The sequence below is a fragment of the Agrococcus jenensis genome, from assembly GCF_003752465.1.
In the GTDB taxonomy this organism is placed as follows: Bacteria; Actinomycetota; Actinomycetes; order Actinomycetales; family Microbacteriaceae; genus Agrococcus; species Agrococcus jenensis.
Window position 1 is genome coordinate 386,345 of sequence record NZ_RKHJ01000001.1, and the last position, 16,488, is coordinate 402,832.

Here is a 16,488-nt window from a genome sequence, read left to right on the forward strand (position 1 = left end):
TCACGAAACGGTAACGCTTGCGTCAACGCAACTTTGCAGACGGTGAAGGCAGTCAGGATGGACGCCACATGCCATGGGCACCACCCGAAGGGAACACCGTGAGTTCACCGAGCACGAAGCGGACGGCGCTGCGCCGCGCCGTAGCGGTCGGGACGGCGATCGCGCTCAGCGCGAGCGCGAGCGTCCTGACCGCCACGACCGCCAACGCGGTCGCACAGCCGTCCGGGGCGACGACCTACGAGGACGGGCGCTACGTCGTCGTCCTCGCCGAGGACGCCCTCGCCACCTACGACGGAGGCATCCGGGGCCTCGCCCCGACCGCGCCGCAGCGCGGCCAGGACCTCGACGCCTCCTCGCCCGCCTCGCGGGCGTACGACGCCCACCTGCAGGCCCGTCACCAGGATGTCGCCGCCGCGGTGGGTGCCACCATCGACGTCGATCTGACGGCGGCGATCAACGGCTTCGTCGCCGACCTCACCGCTGAGCAGGCGGAGGACCTGTCGCGCCAGGCCGGGGTGCGCTCGGTCGAGCCCAACGAGATCCTCCAGATCACCGGCTCCCCCGCGAACGAGTACCTCGAGCTCGAGACGCTCTGGGAGCAGGTCGGCGGCATGGGCGAGGCGGGTGCCGGCGTCGTCGTCGGCGTGCTCGACACGGGCATCGCCCCGGAGAACCCCTTCTTCGCCGGCGAGTCGCTCGGCACGGCCCCCGGCTCCGAGCCGTACCTCGACGGCGAGACGATCACCTTCGAGAAGGGCGACGGCGGCACGTTCACCGGCGTCTGCGAGACCGGTTCCGGCTTCACCGCCGATGACTGCTCGACGAAGATCGTCGGAGCCCGCTACTTCGTCGACGGCTTCGGCGCGAGCCGGCTCGGCACGGCGTCGCAGGTGCCCGGTGAGTACCTCTCGCCGCGGGACGGCGACGGCCACGGCTCGCACACGGCCTCCACGGCCGCGGGCAACGCGGATGTCGCGATCACCTCGGTCGGCGGTGCCGATCTCGGCACCATGTCGGGCGTCGCCCCCGAGGCGCGCATCGCTGCGTACAAGGTCTGCTGGTCGGGTCCCGACCCGGCCGTGACCACGGACGACGGGTGCTCGTCGACCGACCTCGTCGCAGCGATCGACCAGGCCGTGATCGACGGCGTCGACGTCATCAACTACTCCATCGGCGGCGGCGCGGCGACGTCGGTCGTCGCGGCCACCGACGTCGCATTCCTCGGCGCTGCCGCGGCAGGCGTCTTCGTCTCGGCCTCGGCGGGCAACTCCGGGCCGGGCGCATCGACCCTCGACCACGCGTCGCCCTGGTACACGACGGTCGCGGCGACGACGATCCCGAACTTCGAGGCGACCGTGACGCTCGCGGACGGCTCGAAGATCTCCGGCGGCTCCATCACGGTGCCGGCTGCCGGGCTCACGGGCCAGCTGGTCGCCGCTCGCGCGATCCCGGCCAGCGGCCAGACCGCGGCGAACGCCGCGCTCTGCCTCCCCGGCTCGCTCGATGCGATGGCAGCGGCCGGGAAGATCGTGGTCTGCGAGCGCGGCGGGAACGCGCGCGTCGAGAAGTCGGAGGTGGCCGCAGCCGCCGGCGCCATCGGCGCCATCGTGGTCAACGTGACGCCGGGGTCGATCGACCTCGACGACCACGCGATCCCGACCGTCCACGTCGACGCGCAGCACCTCGCCGCCGTGAACGCCGCCGCCGCGGCGCGCGAGACGGTCACGCTGACCCAGGGCAACACCTCGGGCGTCGCGACGCCCGCGCCCGTCGTCGCCGGCTTCTCGTCGCGCGGCCCCGTGCTCGCCGACGGATCCGACGTGATCAAGCCCGACATCGCCGCGCCGGGCGTGGGCATCGTCGCCGCCGCGTGGCAGGCTCCTGGCGGTCCCGACCGCTACGAGTTCCTCTCCGGCACCTCGATGGCCGCTCCGCACATCGCGGGCCTCGCGGCGATCTACCTCTCGGAGCACCCGCTCGCCTCGCCCGCCGAGGTGAAGAGCGCGCTCATGACGAGCGCCGAGGACACCGTGCTCGCGAACGGCGACCGGGAGACCGACCCGTTCAGCCAGGGTGCGGGCATCGTCGACTCGCCGACGTTCCTGGAGCCCGGGCTGTACTACGAGAACGGCACCGAGGACTGGTACGGCTACCTCCGCGGCCTGGGCTACGGCCTGCCGGACGCGTGGGTCGGGGAGGCGATCGACCCGAGCGACCTCAACATCCCGTCGATCGGCATCGGCGCGCTCGCCGGGACGCAGACGGTCACCCGCACGCTGACGGCGCACGAGGCCGGCAGCTACGCGGTCTCGGTCGAGGGCGTCGAGGGTGTCGAGGTCGAGGTGTCGCCCCAGACGCTCGACTTCGCCGCACCCGGTGACACGCAGACGTACTCGGTGACGTTCACCGTGACGTCGGCGACCCCGGATGCCTGGACGAACGGGTTCCTGACCTGGGCGAACGACGCGCACGCCGTGCGCTCGCCGATCGCCGTCCGGCCGCTGGCACTCGACGTGCCGGCATGGGCCACGGCATCGGGCCGGGTCGGCTCGATCGAGATCGAGGGCATCGCCGGACTCTCCGGTGAGCTCACGACCACGACGGCCGGCTTCGCGGCGTACGCGGACCTCGGGCGCGACGCGGGCGTGACGAACGACGAGTTCGTCTACCCGGTCACGATCCGCGACGGCGAGCTCGCGCACGACTTCGTGCTCGCGGGCGATGAGACCGTCGCGGACCTCGACCTCTACGTCTACCGGCTCAACAGCGCCGGTCAGCCGGTCGAGGAGTGGGTGGGCGGCACGTCGTCGGCCGACGAGGCGGTGCTCCTCGAGGACCCGCAGCCGGGCGCCTACGCGGTGCTCGTGCACGTGTACGCCGTGGACGGGGGCGCGTCGACGCCGTTCGTCCTCGAGCACGCCGCCCTCTCGCCGAACGGCGGCAAGGGCAAGCTGATGGCGAGCCCGTCGTCGCAGTCGGTGTCGGTGGGCGACACGTTCACGGTCGACGCCGACTGGCGCGGGCTCGGCGCCAACGAGCAGTACCTCGGCGTCGTGATGACCGAGCTGGGCGGCTTCACCGAGCGCACCTACGTGTACGCGGAGTCGGCCCCCGGCCCGACGACCGGTCGAGGTCAGCTGCCGTAGCGCAGCAGGGCCGGAGCGGGGCGGGGGCGCGAGCCCCCGCCCCGCTCTCGTCGCACCGCGCCGTCCCGCTCGCCGACGGGGCGGCGTCCGGCGGAAGGTCACGAAACGGTAACGCTTCCGGTACCCCATGTTCCTGCGCACAGTCCCGCCATAGATTCGAGCGCATCCGCCCCCGACGACGGGGGCTTCGTCCTGAACGAAGGATCACCCTGTGAGCACACTGAAGTCCAAGCGTGTGCGCCTTCGCAGCGGCATCGCACTCACCACCGCCCTCGCGCTCAGCGCGGGGGCGTCGGTGCTTGGTGCGTCCGCGGCGAGCGCCGCTCCCACGCAACCACCGATCGACACGAGCGGCTTCGATGCCGGTCGCTACATCGTCGTCCTCGACCAGGACCCCCTGGCCACCTACCGCGGCGGCCTCCCCAACCTCGCTCGCACGGCTCCGCTCGGCACGGACGACATCGACCTCGACACCTCGGCGGCCGACGCGTACGCGGCGCACCTCGAGAGCGAGCAGTCGCAGGTGGCCTCCGCCATCGGCGCCGACATCGCGGCGAGCCTCACGACCACGATGAACGGCTTCATCGCCGACCTCTCGCGGGAGCAGGCGCTCGAGCTCTCGCGCGACGCGCGCGTCTCGCAGATCTTCCCGGACGAGATCCAGCAGATCCAGGCGAGCCCCGCCAACGAGTACCTCGACCTCGAGGGCCTCTGGGCGCAGGCCGGCGGCGTGGACGCCGCTGGTGAGGGCGTCGTCGTCGGCGTGCTCGACACCGGCATCGCCCCCGAGAACCCGCTCTTCGCCGGCGACCCGCTGGGCACGACGCCCGGTGCGGAGCCGTACCTCAACGCGCAGGGCCAGATCGTCTACGCGAAGGGCGACGGCAACACCTTCACCGGCGTCTGCCAGACGGGCGAGCAGTTCGAGGCATCCGACTGCTCGACGAAGATCGTCTCGGCCCGCTACTACGTCGACGGCTTCGAGGCCGAGAACATCGGCACCGAGACGCAGATCCCCGGCGAGTACCTCTCGCCGCGCGACGGCGACGCCCACGGCTCGCACACCGCCTCCACGGCGGCCGGCAACGCCGAGGTGCCCGTGACCTCGCCCGGTGGCGCCGACCTCGGCACCATGTCGGGCGTCGCGCCCGAGGCGCGCATCGCCGCGTACAAGGTGTGCTGGTCGGGTCCCGACCCCACGACGACCGACGACGACGGCTGCTCGACGAGCGACTCCGTCCAGGCGATCGAGCAGGCGACGGAGGATGGCGTCGACGTCATCAACTTCTCCATCGGCGGCGGCGCGGCGACCTCGGTCGTCACGGCTGACGACATCGCGTTCCTCGGCGCTGCCGCGGCCGGTGTGTTCGTCTCCGTCTCGGCGGGCAACGACGGCCCCGGTGCCTCGACGCTCGACCACGGCGCCCCCTGGTACACCACGGTGGCCGCGGCCAGCGTGCCGAACTACGAGGCGACCGTCGTCCTGCCGGGCGACGTGCGCATCCCCGGCGGCTCGGTGACCGTGCCGATGGGCGACGACGCTGAGACGATCAGCGGCGAGTTCGTCTACGCGGGCGACATCCCGGCAGCAGGCGTGGACGCGGAGGACGCGGCGCTCTGCCAGATCGACACCCTCGACGAGGCGGCGGCAGCGGGCAAGATCGTGCTCTGCGACCGCGGCGTCAACGCGCGCGCGGAGAAGTCGCAGGTCGTCGCCGACGCCGGCGGCATCGCGACGGTGCTCGTCAACGTGACGCCGGGGTCGATCGACCTCGACGACCACGCCGTGCCGACGATCCACGTCGACGCCGAGTACCGCGACGAGCTGCTCGCAGCCGCCGACGGCACCACGGTGATCTCGTTCGAGCCGGGCAACACGTCGGGCATCGAGACGGTCGCTCCGGTCGTGGCCGGCTTCTCGTCGCGCGGCCCGGTCCTGGCCGAGGGCAGCGATGTCCTCAAGCCGGACGTCACGGCTCCGGGCGTCGGCATCATCGCCGCCGGCCCGAACCCGGCCGCCGGCGAGCCGACCTACGAGTTCCTCTCGGGCACGTCGATGTCGGCCCCGCACGTCGCGGGTCTCGGCGCGATCTACCTGGGTGTCCACCCGAACGCGTCGCCGGCGGAGGTCAAGTCCGCGCTCATGACGACGGCGACCGACACCCGCAACCTCGACGGGACCGTCTCGACGGACCCGTGGGCACAGGGCGCCGGCTTCGTGAACACGCAGTCGATGCTCGACGCGGGCCTGGTCTACGAGGCCGGCACGGCTGACTGGTACGGCTACCTCCGCGGGCTCGGCTACGTGCTGCCCGACGAGTGGGTCGGCAGCCCGATCGATCCGAGCGACCTCAACCAGGCGTCGATCGCGATCGGCTCGCTGGCAGGCACGCAGACGATCACCCGCTCGGTCACGTCGCTCGAGGCCGGCACCTACACGCCGTCGGTCCAGGACGTCCCTGGCGTCGACGTCGAGGTGTCGCCGTCGTCGCTCGCGTTCACCGAGGCCGGGCAGACGCTCGACTACACGGTGACGTTCACGACCACGACCGCCGAGCTCGGCACCTGGTCGTCGGGCTTCCTCACCTGGACGAGCGCCGAGCACACGGTCCGGTCGCCCATCGCGGTGCAGCCGGTCGCCGTCGCGGCGCCGGTCTGGGTCGAGGGCATGGGCACCGTCGGCGAGACCCCCATCACCGCCATGTCGGGCATCGAGGGCACCATCGGCCTCGAGGCGAACGGCCTCGCGCCGTTCAGCCAGCTCGGTGCGGACACCGGTGCGAAGGACGAGGAGTTCGCGTACGAGTTCTCGATCCCCGAGGGCGAGCTCGTGCACTACTTCTCGCTCGACGCCGCGGACGACACGTCGGACCTCGACCTGTTCGTCTACCTGCTCGACGACGAGGGCGAGGCCATCGCCGAGTACGTCGCCGGCACGGGCTCGGCCGATGAGGAGCTGCTCCTCGACGCCCCGACGGCCGGTGACTACGTCGCGTACGTCGACGTCTTCGCTGCCAACGGAGACGGCACCGAGGCGAGCTTCACGCTCGACCACGTCGGTGTCGGCGAGGGCCAGCAGGAGGGCCAGTTCCGGACCGAGCCCAGCTCGGTCGACGTCGGCATCGGCGACGAGTTCGTGTTCTCGGCCAAGTGGAACGGCCTGGACGTGAACTCCGAGTACCTCGGCATCATCGAGTACTCCGGCACGGACGTGCGCACCTTCGTGCACGTCACGACCGGTGACGCGACGATGCCGGTGCCCGAGCGGCTCGCAGGCGACGACCGCTATGAGACCGCAGTCGAGGTCTCGCAGCACGGCTACCCGGACGGCGCTGATGTCGTCTACGTGGCCAGCGGCGAGAACTTCCCCGACGGTCTCGCGGCGGCTCCGGCCGCGGCGCACGAGGGCGGCCCGCTGCTCCTCACGTCGCGCGGCGAGCTGAACGACGTCGTCATGGAGGAGGTCGAGCGCCTGTCGCCCGATCGCATCGTCATCGTGGGTGGAGAGCCCTCGGTGTCGCCGGCCGTCGCCGACGCCCTCGAGCCGCTCGCGGCCGAGGTCGTCCGCCTCGCGGGCGCAGACCGGTACGAGACCAGCCGTCTCATCGCCGCCTACGCCTTCGACGCCTCGGGCTCCGCATTCATGGCCACCGGCCGCGCGTTCCCGGACGCGCTGACGGCGGGCTCTGCGGCCGGCTCGATCGACGCACCGGTCATCCTGGTCGACGGCAAGGCCGGCGGTCTGGACGACGCGACGGTGGCTGAGCTCGACCGACTGGGTGTGCAGAACGCATACCTGATGGGCGACCAGCAGTCGATGTCGAACGGCATCGAGCTCCAGCTCGACAACGCCGGACTGGCCGTGCACCGCTTCGGCGGCTCCGACCGGTTCGACACGGCCGTGCTCGTCAACCGCGCGATGTTCGACGCACCGGTGCCGGCGATGTACATCGCCAGCGGCGAGAAGTTCCCGGACGCCCTGGCCGCTTCGGCGCTCGCGGCTGCCGAGGGCTCCCCGCTGTACCTGTCGCGCTCGTCCTGCGTGGACTCGGCCGTGGTGACGGAGAGCCTGCGGCTCGACCAGCCGCCGGTGTACCTGCTCGGTGACGAGCAGACGCTGTCGGCCCAGGTCGCGGCGTACGCGATCTGCCCGTAGTGCAGCACTGACGGGAGGGGGCGGGGACGCGAGGTCCTCGCCCCCTTCCGCTACCGGGTAGGATCGCAGGGTTGGTCTCTCGGGACCGGCCTGGAGGATTCGCCTAGTGGCCTATGGCGCACGCTTGGAAAGCGTGTTGGGTGCAAGCCCTCGGGGGTTCGAATCCCCCATCCTCCGCCCCGCGACGCATGTCGCGCACGAAGAGCCCTCGGCCCCGCCGGGGGCTCTTCTCGTGCGGCGAGCGACCGATCGGGCGTGGCCATGGCCGCCGGTGTACCGTGAGAGCACCGGTAGAGCAGACTCGTCACGTTGGAGCACCCGATGGGCCCAAGCAGTCCGCGCTCGCTCGGGTGTGCTGGAGCACGCTCGTGAGCAAGCGCATCCTGGTCGTCGATGACGACCGCGACATCCGCGACCTCGTCGCGATCAAGCTCGAGTCCGCGGGGCTCGAGGTCGAGACGCGCGCCGACGGTTCCGAGGCCCTGCAGGCCGCGAGCGAGGGCGACTGGTCGGTCATCGTGCTCGACGTCATGATGCCCGGGATGTCCGGGATCGACGTGCTGCGCCTCATCCGCGACCGCGGCGACCGGACCCCGGTGATCCTGCTCACCGCTCGGGGCCAGGAGAAGGACATCGAGGCGGGGTTCGCGGCCGGCGCGGACCACTACGTCACGAAGCCGTTCAGCCCGAGGGCGCTGCTCGCCCGCGTGACCGCCGCGCTGGGATGACCACGCTGCTGCCGCCATCGCTGCTGTGGTGGCTGCTCGCCATCGCGTCGCTCGTCGTGGTGTGCATGCTCATCAGCCTCGTCGCGCAGCGGCTCGTGCGCCATCGCCGCGAGCGACGCCGCGCCGAGCTCGACGAGCGCCTGCGACCGCTCGTGCTCGAGGCGTCGGTCGCCGAGGACGACGAGGTCGACGCGCTGCTCGCGCGCGTGCGTGCGCTCGACGCCGAGGAGCGAGCGCACGTGGGCCGGACCGTGTCGCTGATGCTGCGGGGCATCACCGGCGAGGCCGCCGACCGGCTGCGCGCCGTCGCCGACGCCAGCGGCCTCGCACCGCGGGTCATCGCGGCCGCGCACCACCGCGACCCCGTGATCCGGGCCGACGTCGCGGAGGCGCTCGGGCTCCTCGCACCGGACGGCGCGCTCGCGCTGCTGCTCGAGCTCGCGGACGACCCCTCCACCGACGTCCGCACGGTCGCGATCCGCGCCCTCGGCGCCTTCGACGAGCCCGCCGCCATCGACCGCGTCGTGGCGGCGCTCGCGGAGGGCAGCGGCATCCCGACGAGCGTCGCGGCATCGTCGCTGCTGCAGCAGGGCGGCGCGGTCGGCGACCGCGTGCGGCTCGCGCTCGAGGACGACGACGCGGGCGTGCGCCGCGGCGCAGCGCGCGTCGCCGGCCTGCTGCAGGCATCCGGCACCGCCGACGCGCTCGCCCGCCTCGTGGCCGACGAGCACGAGTCGGTGCGGCTCGCCGCGATGCGGTCGCTCGAGCGGATGCCCGTGCGCGCCGCGGTGCCCGCGCTCCGGTCGGCCGCGCTCGACGGCGGCACGGTCGGCGAGGCCGCCGCCCGGGCGCTCGTCGCGATGCCCAGCAGCTGGACCGCCGACGCGATCGCAGAGATCGCTGCCGAGGCGCAGCCCGGCGTGCGGCGCGCAGCCGGGCTCCCGAGGGCGGAGGCGCGCGCGTGACCTGGCTGCACGACACCCTCGAGGCGATCTTCGCCGTCATCGCGTGGCCGGCTGCCGCGTACTTCGTGCTCGCGAACACCTCGATGCTGCTGCTCGTGCTGCTCGCAGCTCGGCACTTCGCCCGGTACCTGCGCCGCAGCGAGCACCGCGGCGAGGACGCCATGGCCGCGTCGCCGCTCAGCCTCGGCGTGAGCGTGATCGTGCCCGCCTACAACGAGGCCGCCGTCATCCTGACGAGCGTCCGCTCCGTGCTCGACCTCCGGTACCCGGACCACGAGGTCATCGTCGTGAACGACGGCAGCAAGGACGATACGATGCGGCTCCTCAAGGAGGGGTTCGGGCTCGTGCCCGACGAGCGCGACGTGCCCGGGCGCATCCCCGTGCGCGGTGCGCTGCGCGGCGTGTGGCGCTCCCCCGACCCGGCCGTGCCGCTGCTCGTCGTCGACAAGGAGAACTCCGGGCGCTCCGACTCCGTCAACCTCGGCCTCGACCTCGCGAGCAAGGAGCTCGTGGTGATGGTCGACGCCGACTCGATCCTGGAGCCCGACGCGCTGCTGTCGGTGTCGAAGCCGTTCGCCGACGACCCCGAGCGCGTCGTCGCCACCGGCGGCGTCGTGCGCATCGTCAACAACAGCCGCGTGCAGGCCGGGCGCATCGTCGACATCCGCATGCCCAAGGAGCTCGTCACCCGCATCCAGGTGGTCGAGTACCTGCGCGCCTTCCTGCTGGGGCGCACCGCCTGGTCGGACCTCAACGCGCTCATCCTCATCTCGGGTGCCTTCGGCATGTTCCGCCGCGACGTGCTCATCGACGTCGGCGGCCTCGACGCCGACTCGATCGGCGAGGACTTCGAGCTCGTCATGCGCATCCAGCGCTGGATCCGCCACGGCCACCGCGAGTCCCGGGTGGAGTTCGTGGCCGAGCCGGTCAGCTGGACCGAGGCGCCATCGACCCTGAAGGTGCTCGCGCGGCAGCGCCGCCGCTGGCATCGCGGGCTCTGGGAGGTGCTGTGGAAGTACCGCAGCATGCTCCTGAACCCCCGCTACGGCCGCGTCGGCATGCTGGCGCTCCCCTACTACTGGCTCTTCGAGCTGTTCGCGCCGCTCATCGAGCTCGTGGGCATCGTCCTCGTCGTGCTCGGGCTGCTCGTCGGCGCCGTCCACCCCGGGATGGCGCTGCTGCTCCTGATCGTCGCCTACGTCTACGGCACCATCGTCACGCTCGCCGCCGTCGTCGTCGAGGAGGCGAGCTTCCACCGCTACGAGCGCTGGCGCGACATGGGCACGACGCTGTGGGCGGTCGTTGCCGAGAGCCTCGGCTACCGCCAGCTCACCGCGATCTGGCGCATCCAGGGCTGGTGGGCAGGCCTCACCAACCGGAAGCAGGTGTGGGGCGAGATGACCCGCACCGGGTTCGCCGGCGCCTCGGATGCATCGGACCCGGTCATGCCCGGCGTGTCAGCGACCGGCGGGCAGTCGGACCGACGCGACTGACCCGGCGCCCACCTCGCTGTCGAACGCGATCGTGCCGCCGTGCGCCTGCGCGATCATCCGGCAGATCCAGAGCCCGAGGCCTGCGCCCTGCACGCCGGAGGCGCGCGCGGCGGACGAGCGGTAGAAGCGCTCGAAGACGCGTGCCGCCTCGTCGGGCGCGACGCCGGGGCCGTCGTCGCTGACCTCCAGCAGCGCGTCGGCGCCCTCCGCGCCGACGCGCACCTCGACGAAGCCGTCGTCGCTCGTGTACTTGATGCCGTTCGAGATGAGGTTCTCGACCACCTGGCTCACGCGGCGCGCATCCGCGACGAGCGGCACGGGCGGCCCGTCGACGAGCCGCAGCTCGACGCCGCGGTTCCGCGCCCGGTGGGCGAGGGTCGCGACGGCGTCCTGGGCGAGCGAGCGCAGGTCGGTCTCCGCAGGCTCGAGGTGCAGCTCACCGCGGCTCATCTCGCCGACGATCAGCAGGTCCTCGACGAGCGTGCGCAAGCGGGTGCTGTTGCGCTCCACGATCTTGAGCCACGAGCGCAGCTCGTCGGACATCTCCTCGTCGATCGCCAGCTCGATGTACCCGGCGATCGAGGTGAGCGGGGTGCGCAGCTCGTGCGAGATCAGCGCGACGAAGTCGTCGCGGTCCTCGAGCATCCGCATGTAGGCCGTCACGTCGTCGACCGACGCGATCGATCCGCGGAACTCGCCGTCGACCATGAGCGGCCGCGACGACACCGTCACGGCGAACATGTCGTGACCGGGTCGCGCGATCCAGAACCGGCTGTTGTCGAACGACTCGCCGCGCGCGGCCCGCAGGAACGGCATCTCGCCGTACGGGATGGGCTGACGCGACTCCAGGTCGAGGAAGCTCGCGCCGTCGAGCACATGCTCCAGGTCGGTGCCCTCGAGCGCGGGGTGGCCGGTGAGCGTCGGGTTGATGCGCACGACGCCGCCGTCGGCGTCGAGCAGCATGAGGCCGACGCGCGCGGTGTCGAAGATGTTGTCGAGCAGCACGCCGTCGGCGGCGAGCTGGCGGGCCATCTCCGTCTTCTCCCGCTCCCGCTCGAGCAGGACGAGCTGCTGCTGGTCGATCCTGCCGGTGTAGCTGTCGGCGAAGTAGGCGGCGGCGATGAGCGCGACCGGCACGAGCACCGCACCGACCGCGTTCGCCGTGGTGGTCGTGCCGGTCGACGCCGAGATCTGGAGCGCCATCGCGATGCCCATCGCGATGCCGCCGGCGGCGACGATGACGAGGCCGACGCGGCGACCGACGAAGCCGAGCCAGAACGCCGGGACCACCGCGAGCATCGCCACGATGCGCGGCATCCCGACGTCGCCCAGCAGGAGCATGATGGCCAGGAGGTCCATCGCCGGCACGAGCACTTCCATCCAGCGCGCGTCGTACAGCGGGCCCTGCCCCAGCAGTGCGAGGCCGGTCGCCACTGCGACCGCGGCGACGCTCGCCCACACCCACGGGCGGTCCCAGACGCCCGGCGCGACGGCCGTGAGCACGATCAGCACGAGCGCGAGCACCGCGAGGGACAGGAGCTGCCCGCGCAGCGTCTCCGTCAGGGCGGCGATGCCGCGCGGTCGCTCGCGAGCCTCGAGGCTCTCCGTGCCGCTCACCGGCGCCGGTTGCCGAACACGCCGCGCACGATCTCGCGGATGAGCGACTGGCCGGTGCGCGATCCGATGAAGTCGGTCACGACGTTGCCGCCCGCGCGCTCGCCGGAGGATCGCCCGGTCGAGCGGCCCCGCTGCGCATCCTCCTCGAGGCGCTGCGCCTCCTTCTCGAGCCGCTGCGCCTCCTGCTCGGCCGCCTCACGAGCTGCCTCGTCCTGCTCGGCCCGCTGCGCCGACGCGAGCCGCGCCTGCAGCAGCTCGTACGCCGACTCGCGGTCGACCGCCTGCCCGTAGGTCGCCGACAGCGGCGACGCCTGGACGCTCTGCTGCATCGCGGCAGCCGGGGTCGGCTCCATCGAGCCCTGCGGCGCCCGCAGCCGCGTCCAGGCGACCGGGGTGGGCGCGCCGCGCTCGTCCATCACCGTGACGATCGCCTCGCCGATGCCGAGGCTCGTGAGGACCTCCTCGAGGTCGTACCCGCTGCGCGGGTAGGTCCGCACCGTCTGCCGGAGCGCCGTCGCGTCGTCGGGCGTGTGCGCGCGCAGCTGGTGCTGCACGCGCGAGCCGAGCTGCGCGAGCACGTCGGAGGGCACGTCCTTGGGCGTCTGGGTGACGAAGAAGATGCCGACGCCCTTCGAGCGGATGAGCCGCACCGTCTGGGTGATGGCCGTGAGGAAGTCCTTCGACGCGTCCTGGAAGAGCAGGTGCGCCTCGTCGAAGAAGAAGACCAGCTTCGGCCGCTCCACGTCGCCCACCTCGGGCAGGTCCTCGAAGAGGTCGGCGAGCAGCCACATGAGGAAGGTCGAGAAGAGGGCAGGGCGGCTGGCCACGTCCGGCAGCTCGAGCAGGCTGATGATCCCGCGGCCGTCCTGCGTCGTGCGCATGAGCGCGCGGGTGTCGAGCTCGGGCTCGCCGAAGAACACGTCGGCGCCCTGCTCGCTGAACGCGGTGATCTCGCGCAGGATGACGCCGGCGGTTTGCGTCGAGATGCCGCCGAGGCGCTTGAGGTCCGCCTTGCCCTCGTCGCCCGTGAGCCACAGCAGCAGCTCGCGCAGGTCCTTGAGGTCGACGAGCGGCAGGCGCTGCTCGTCGGCGTAGGCGAAGACGATGCCGAGGCTCGACTCCTGGGTGTCGTTGAGGCCCAGCACCTTCGCGAGCAGCGTCGGTCCGAACGACAGCACCGTCGCCCGCACCGGCACCCCGGTGCCCTGGCCGCCGAGCGCGAAGTACTCGACCGGGAAGGCGGCGCCCTGCCACGCCTGCCCGATGCCCGCGGTGCGCGCGAGCAGCTTCTCGCTCGACGTGCCCGCCGTCGCGACGCCCGAGAGGTCGCCCTTGATGTCGGCCGCGAAGACGGGCACGCCGGCAGCGGAGAGCTGCTCGGCGAGGACCTGCAGCGTCTTCGTCTTGCCGGTGCCGGTCGCGCCGGCGATGAGCCCGTGCCGGTTGACCATGGCGAGCGGGATGCGCACCTGCGTCGCCGCGTCGGGCTCGCCGTTGACGAGCGCGCCGATCTCGAGCACGGAGCCGGTGAACGCGTAGCCGGCCCGCACGGCGGCCACCTCGTCGACGCTCAGCGGGCCGGCGGTGGCCGCGGGCTCGACGCGGTCGCCGGGCTCCGACGGGTGCTCGGGGTCGGCGGGCGCGGTCTCCGCCTCGGGCGCCCGCGTGTACGACTCGGCGACGGGCGGCGCGCCCTCGGGCGTCGCGTCGTCGGCCGCGGACGGCGGGGTGTCGAGCCTCGCGCGCGCCTCGCCCGCCTGGAGCTCCGCGAGGCGGGCCGCGGCGGCGGCCTGCGCCTGCCGAGCCGCCTCGAGTTCGGCCTGGGCCTTCGCGAGCTCGTCGGTCATGTCGCCATCCTAGGTCTCGACCGCATGGCGCCCCGAAGCGCGAGGGCCGCGCCGCGCGGCTCCCGGCGCCGGCTCACTCGATCGGCTGCACCTGCCGCGGCCGCACGACGAGCCACAGCGAGCACGTCGCGAGGATCCCGCAGAGCAGCATCACGACGCCCATCGGGATGGCGTTCTCGATGCGGAAGAGCCCGACGATCGGGCTCACGAGCCCGGCGATCGACATGTTGAGCGCGCCGAGGAGCGACGCCGCGGTGCCGGCCTCCTGGCCGTGGTTCGCGAGGGCGAGGGACTGCACGCACGGCATCGACAGGCCGAAGGCGAAGGCGAAGACGGCGAGCGGCGGCACGAGGCCCACGATGCCGAGCCCGGCGAGGTCGAGCAGGATGATCGCGGAGGCGCCCACGATGAGCAGCGACGTCGACACCGCGAGCACCCACTGCGGACCCCAGCGGTTCGCGGCGCGGCCCGCGGTCTGCGTGCCGATGAGCACCGCGACCGAGCAGAGCGCGAAGATGAGGCCGAACTCCCCCGGCGAGAAGCCGTACACCTCCTGCAGCAGCAGCGACGAGGTCGAGAGGTAGGCGAACATGCCGCCGAAGATGCTCGCACCGATGATCGCGACGCCGACGAAGACGCGGTCGCCCAGCACGGCCCGGTAGCGCTGCCGGAGCGTCGAGTGTCCCGGCTCCTGCCGCAGGTGCGGCGGGAGCGTCTCGCGCAGGAAGAGCAGCTGCAGCACGATGACGAGCACCGCGTAGCCCGCGAGCACCCAGAAGAGCCCGCGCCAGTCGAGCAGGCCCAGGAGCCAGGAGCCGAGCACGGGCGCCGCGATCGGCGCGATGCCGATCACGAGCGCGAGGCGCGAGAGCGCCGTCACGAGCCGCGAGCCGCTGAACAGGTCGCGCACCATCGCCATGGCGACGACCGTGCCGGCCGCAGCGCCGAAGCCCTGCAGCACGCGCAGCAGCATGAGCGACGTGACGTCGGGCGCGATCGCGACGCCGACGCTCGCGAGCACGTGGACGGTCGTGGCGATGAGCAGCGGCCGTCGGCGCCCGATGCGGTCGGAGAGCGGCCCGACCACGAGCTGGCCGAGCGCGAAGCCGATCGTGGTGGCCGACAGCGTGAGCTGCACGACCGCATCCGTCGTGGCGAACTCCTCCTTCACCGCCGGGAACGCCGGCAGGTAGAGGTCGATCGTGAACGGCCCGAGCCCGGCGAGCAGGCCGAGCACGAGCAGGGTGGTGAAGCGACGGCTGGGGCTCAGCGCGTCTCCGGGGTGCCCCGTCACGCCGACAGCGCCAGGGGCACCTCGTCGCGCGACGCGATGCGCTCGTCGCCGGTGGCGGCGTCGTGCTCGAAGACGACGCGGCCGTCGATGAGCACCGTGCGGGGTCGGGCCATCGGGTCCATCCAGTCGCCGCCCCACACGACGAGGTCGGCACGCTTGCCGACCTCCAGCGAGCCGACCTCCGCGGCGACGCCGAGCGCCTTCGCGGGGTTGATCGTGATCGCGCGCAGCGCCGTCTCGCGGTCGAGGCCCTCGCGGACGGCGAGGGACGCCTGGTGGACGAGGAACGAGATGGGGATCACCGGGTGGTCGGTGATGAGCGACAGCTCGACGCCGGCCCTCGCGAGCTTGCCGGGGTTCGCGATCGAGCGCTTGCGCAGCTCCATCTTCGACTTCGTGGTGAAGAGCGGCCCGATGAGCACCGGCACGCCGCGCTCGGCGAGCAGGTCGGCGACGACGTGCGCCTCGGTGCCGTGGTCGATGATGAGGTCGTAGCCGAACTCGGCCTGCAGCCGCAGGGCCGTGACGATGTCGTCGGCGCGGTGCGCGTGCTGGCGCCACGGGATCTCGCGGCGCAGCACCTTGCCGAGCGCCTCCATCGTGAGGTCGACGTCCTGCTGGCTGCCCTTGTCGGGATCGGCGAGCCTGCGCTGGTAGTTCTGCGCGGCGACGAAGGCGTCGCGCAGGATCTTGGCCGTGCCCATCCGCGTCGAGGGCATGACCTTCTTGTCGCCGTAGACGCGCTTCGGGTTCTCGCCGAGCGCGCTCTTGATCCCGGCGGGCTCGCGCAGCACCATGTGGTCGACGATCCGGCCGTGCGTGTGGAGGGTGACCGCCTGGCCGCCGATCGGGTTGCCCGATCCGGGGTTGACGTTCACGGTCGTCACGCCGCCGGCGAGCGCGAGGTCGAAGCCCTCGTCGAAAGGATCGATCGCGTCGAGCGCGCGCACCCCGGCGGTGTTGGGGTTCGTCATCTCGTTCGTGTCGCTCGCGGTGGGCCCGTCGCCCTCGGGGTGGACCCCGAGGTGCACGTGCGCGTCGACGAGGCCGGGCGTGACCTGGGCGCCCGCGGCGTCGAGCACCTCCGCGCCCTCCGGGACGGCGACGTCGGCGCCGAGCTCGGCGATCCGGCCGTCGCGCACGACGATCGTGCCGTCGAACTCCTGGCCCTCGACCGGGATGACCTTGGCGTTGACGATGGCGAGCAGCATGCGTTCCCTCTTCGTGTCAGACTTCCTCCGA

The 16,488-nt window shown here is 72.4% G+C and carries 9 protein-coding genes and 1 tRNA gene; 6 read left to right on the forward strand and 4 right to left on the reverse strand.

Annotated features, from left to right (window positions below; translation table 11 throughout):
* The first annotated feature begins 98 nt into the window (after nt 1-98).
* The 6 genes from EDD26_RS01890 (at nt 99) to EDD26_RS01915 (ending at nt 10,488) form a co-directional block, all read left to right on the forward strand.
* Nucleotides 99-3,146 (forward strand): S8 family serine peptidase, encoded by a 3,048-nt coding sequence (locus EDD26_RS01890; protein WP_170165496.1) that lies wholly within the window; start codon nt 99-101, stop codon nt 3,144-3,146.
* Between the two features lie 211 nt (nt 3,147-3,357).
* Nucleotides 3,358-7,302, forward strand: a complete 3,945-nt coding sequence (locus EDD26_RS01895) for a cell wall-binding repeat-containing protein (RefSeq protein WP_123696164.1) — start codon at nt 3,358-3,360, stop codon at nt 7,300-7,302.
* Nucleotides 7,303-7,394: 92 nt separating this feature from the next.
* Nucleotides 7,395-7,479 (forward strand) — tRNA-Ser (locus tag EDD26_RS01900).
* A 191-nt stretch (nt 7,480-7,670) separates the two neighbouring features.
* On the forward strand, nt 7,671-8,030 hold the full coding sequence (locus EDD26_RS01905; RefSeq protein WP_245989700.1) for a response regulator transcription factor: 360 nt from the start codon (nt 7,671-7,673) through the stop codon (nt 8,028-8,030).
* The gene (locus EDD26_RS01910; RefSeq protein ID WP_123696166.1) at nt 8,027-8,995 is read left to right on the forward strand and encodes a HEAT repeat domain-containing protein; all 969 of its coding nucleotides are present in this window, start codon (nt 8,027-8,029) and stop codon (nt 8,993-8,995) included. Before EDD26_RS01905 ends, EDD26_RS01910 begins: the two co-directional genes overlap by 4 nt.
* Complete coding sequence (locus tag EDD26_RS01915; RefSeq protein ID WP_245989702.1) at nt 8,992-10,488, forward strand: glycosyltransferase family 2 protein; 1,497 nt, start codon at nt 8,992-8,994, stop codon at nt 10,486-10,488. The genes EDD26_RS01910 and EDD26_RS01915 overlap by 4 nt, the downstream gene beginning before the upstream one ends.
* Here EDD26_RS01915 and EDD26_RS01920 read toward each other — a convergent pair.
* The 4 genes from EDD26_RS01920 to EDD26_RS01935 all read right to left on the reverse strand — a co-directional run bounded on the left by EDD26_RS01920 (nt 10,453) and on the right by EDD26_RS01935 (nt 16,457).
* The gene (locus tag EDD26_RS01920) at nt 10,453-12,105 is read right to left on the reverse strand and encodes a sensor histidine kinase (RefSeq protein ID WP_123696167.1); all 1,653 of its coding nucleotides are present in this window, start codon (nt 12,103-12,105) and stop codon (nt 10,453-10,455) included. The two genes, EDD26_RS01915 and EDD26_RS01920, sit on opposite strands and share 36 nt — an antisense overlap.
* A complete protein-coding gene (locus EDD26_RS01925; protein ID WP_123696168.1) occupies nt 12,102-13,952 on the reverse strand; it encodes a helicase HerA-like domain-containing protein in 1,851 nt (616 codons plus the stop codon). The genes EDD26_RS01920 and EDD26_RS01925 overlap by 4 nt, the downstream gene beginning before the upstream one ends.
* 73 nt (nt 13,953-14,025) lie before the next feature.
* Nucleotides 14,026-15,246, reverse strand: a complete 1,221-nt coding sequence (locus EDD26_RS01930; RefSeq protein ID WP_123696169.1) for a multidrug effflux MFS transporter — start codon at nt 15,244-15,246, stop codon at nt 14,026-14,028.
* Nucleotides 15,243-16,457: an amidohydrolase gene (locus EDD26_RS01935; RefSeq protein WP_123696170.1), complete on the reverse strand. Its 1,215-nt coding sequence runs from the start codon at nt 16,455-16,457 to the stop codon at nt 15,243-15,245. Before EDD26_RS01935 ends, EDD26_RS01930 begins: the two co-directional genes overlap by 4 nt.
* Between the last annotated feature and the right edge of the window lie 31 nt (nt 16,458-16,488).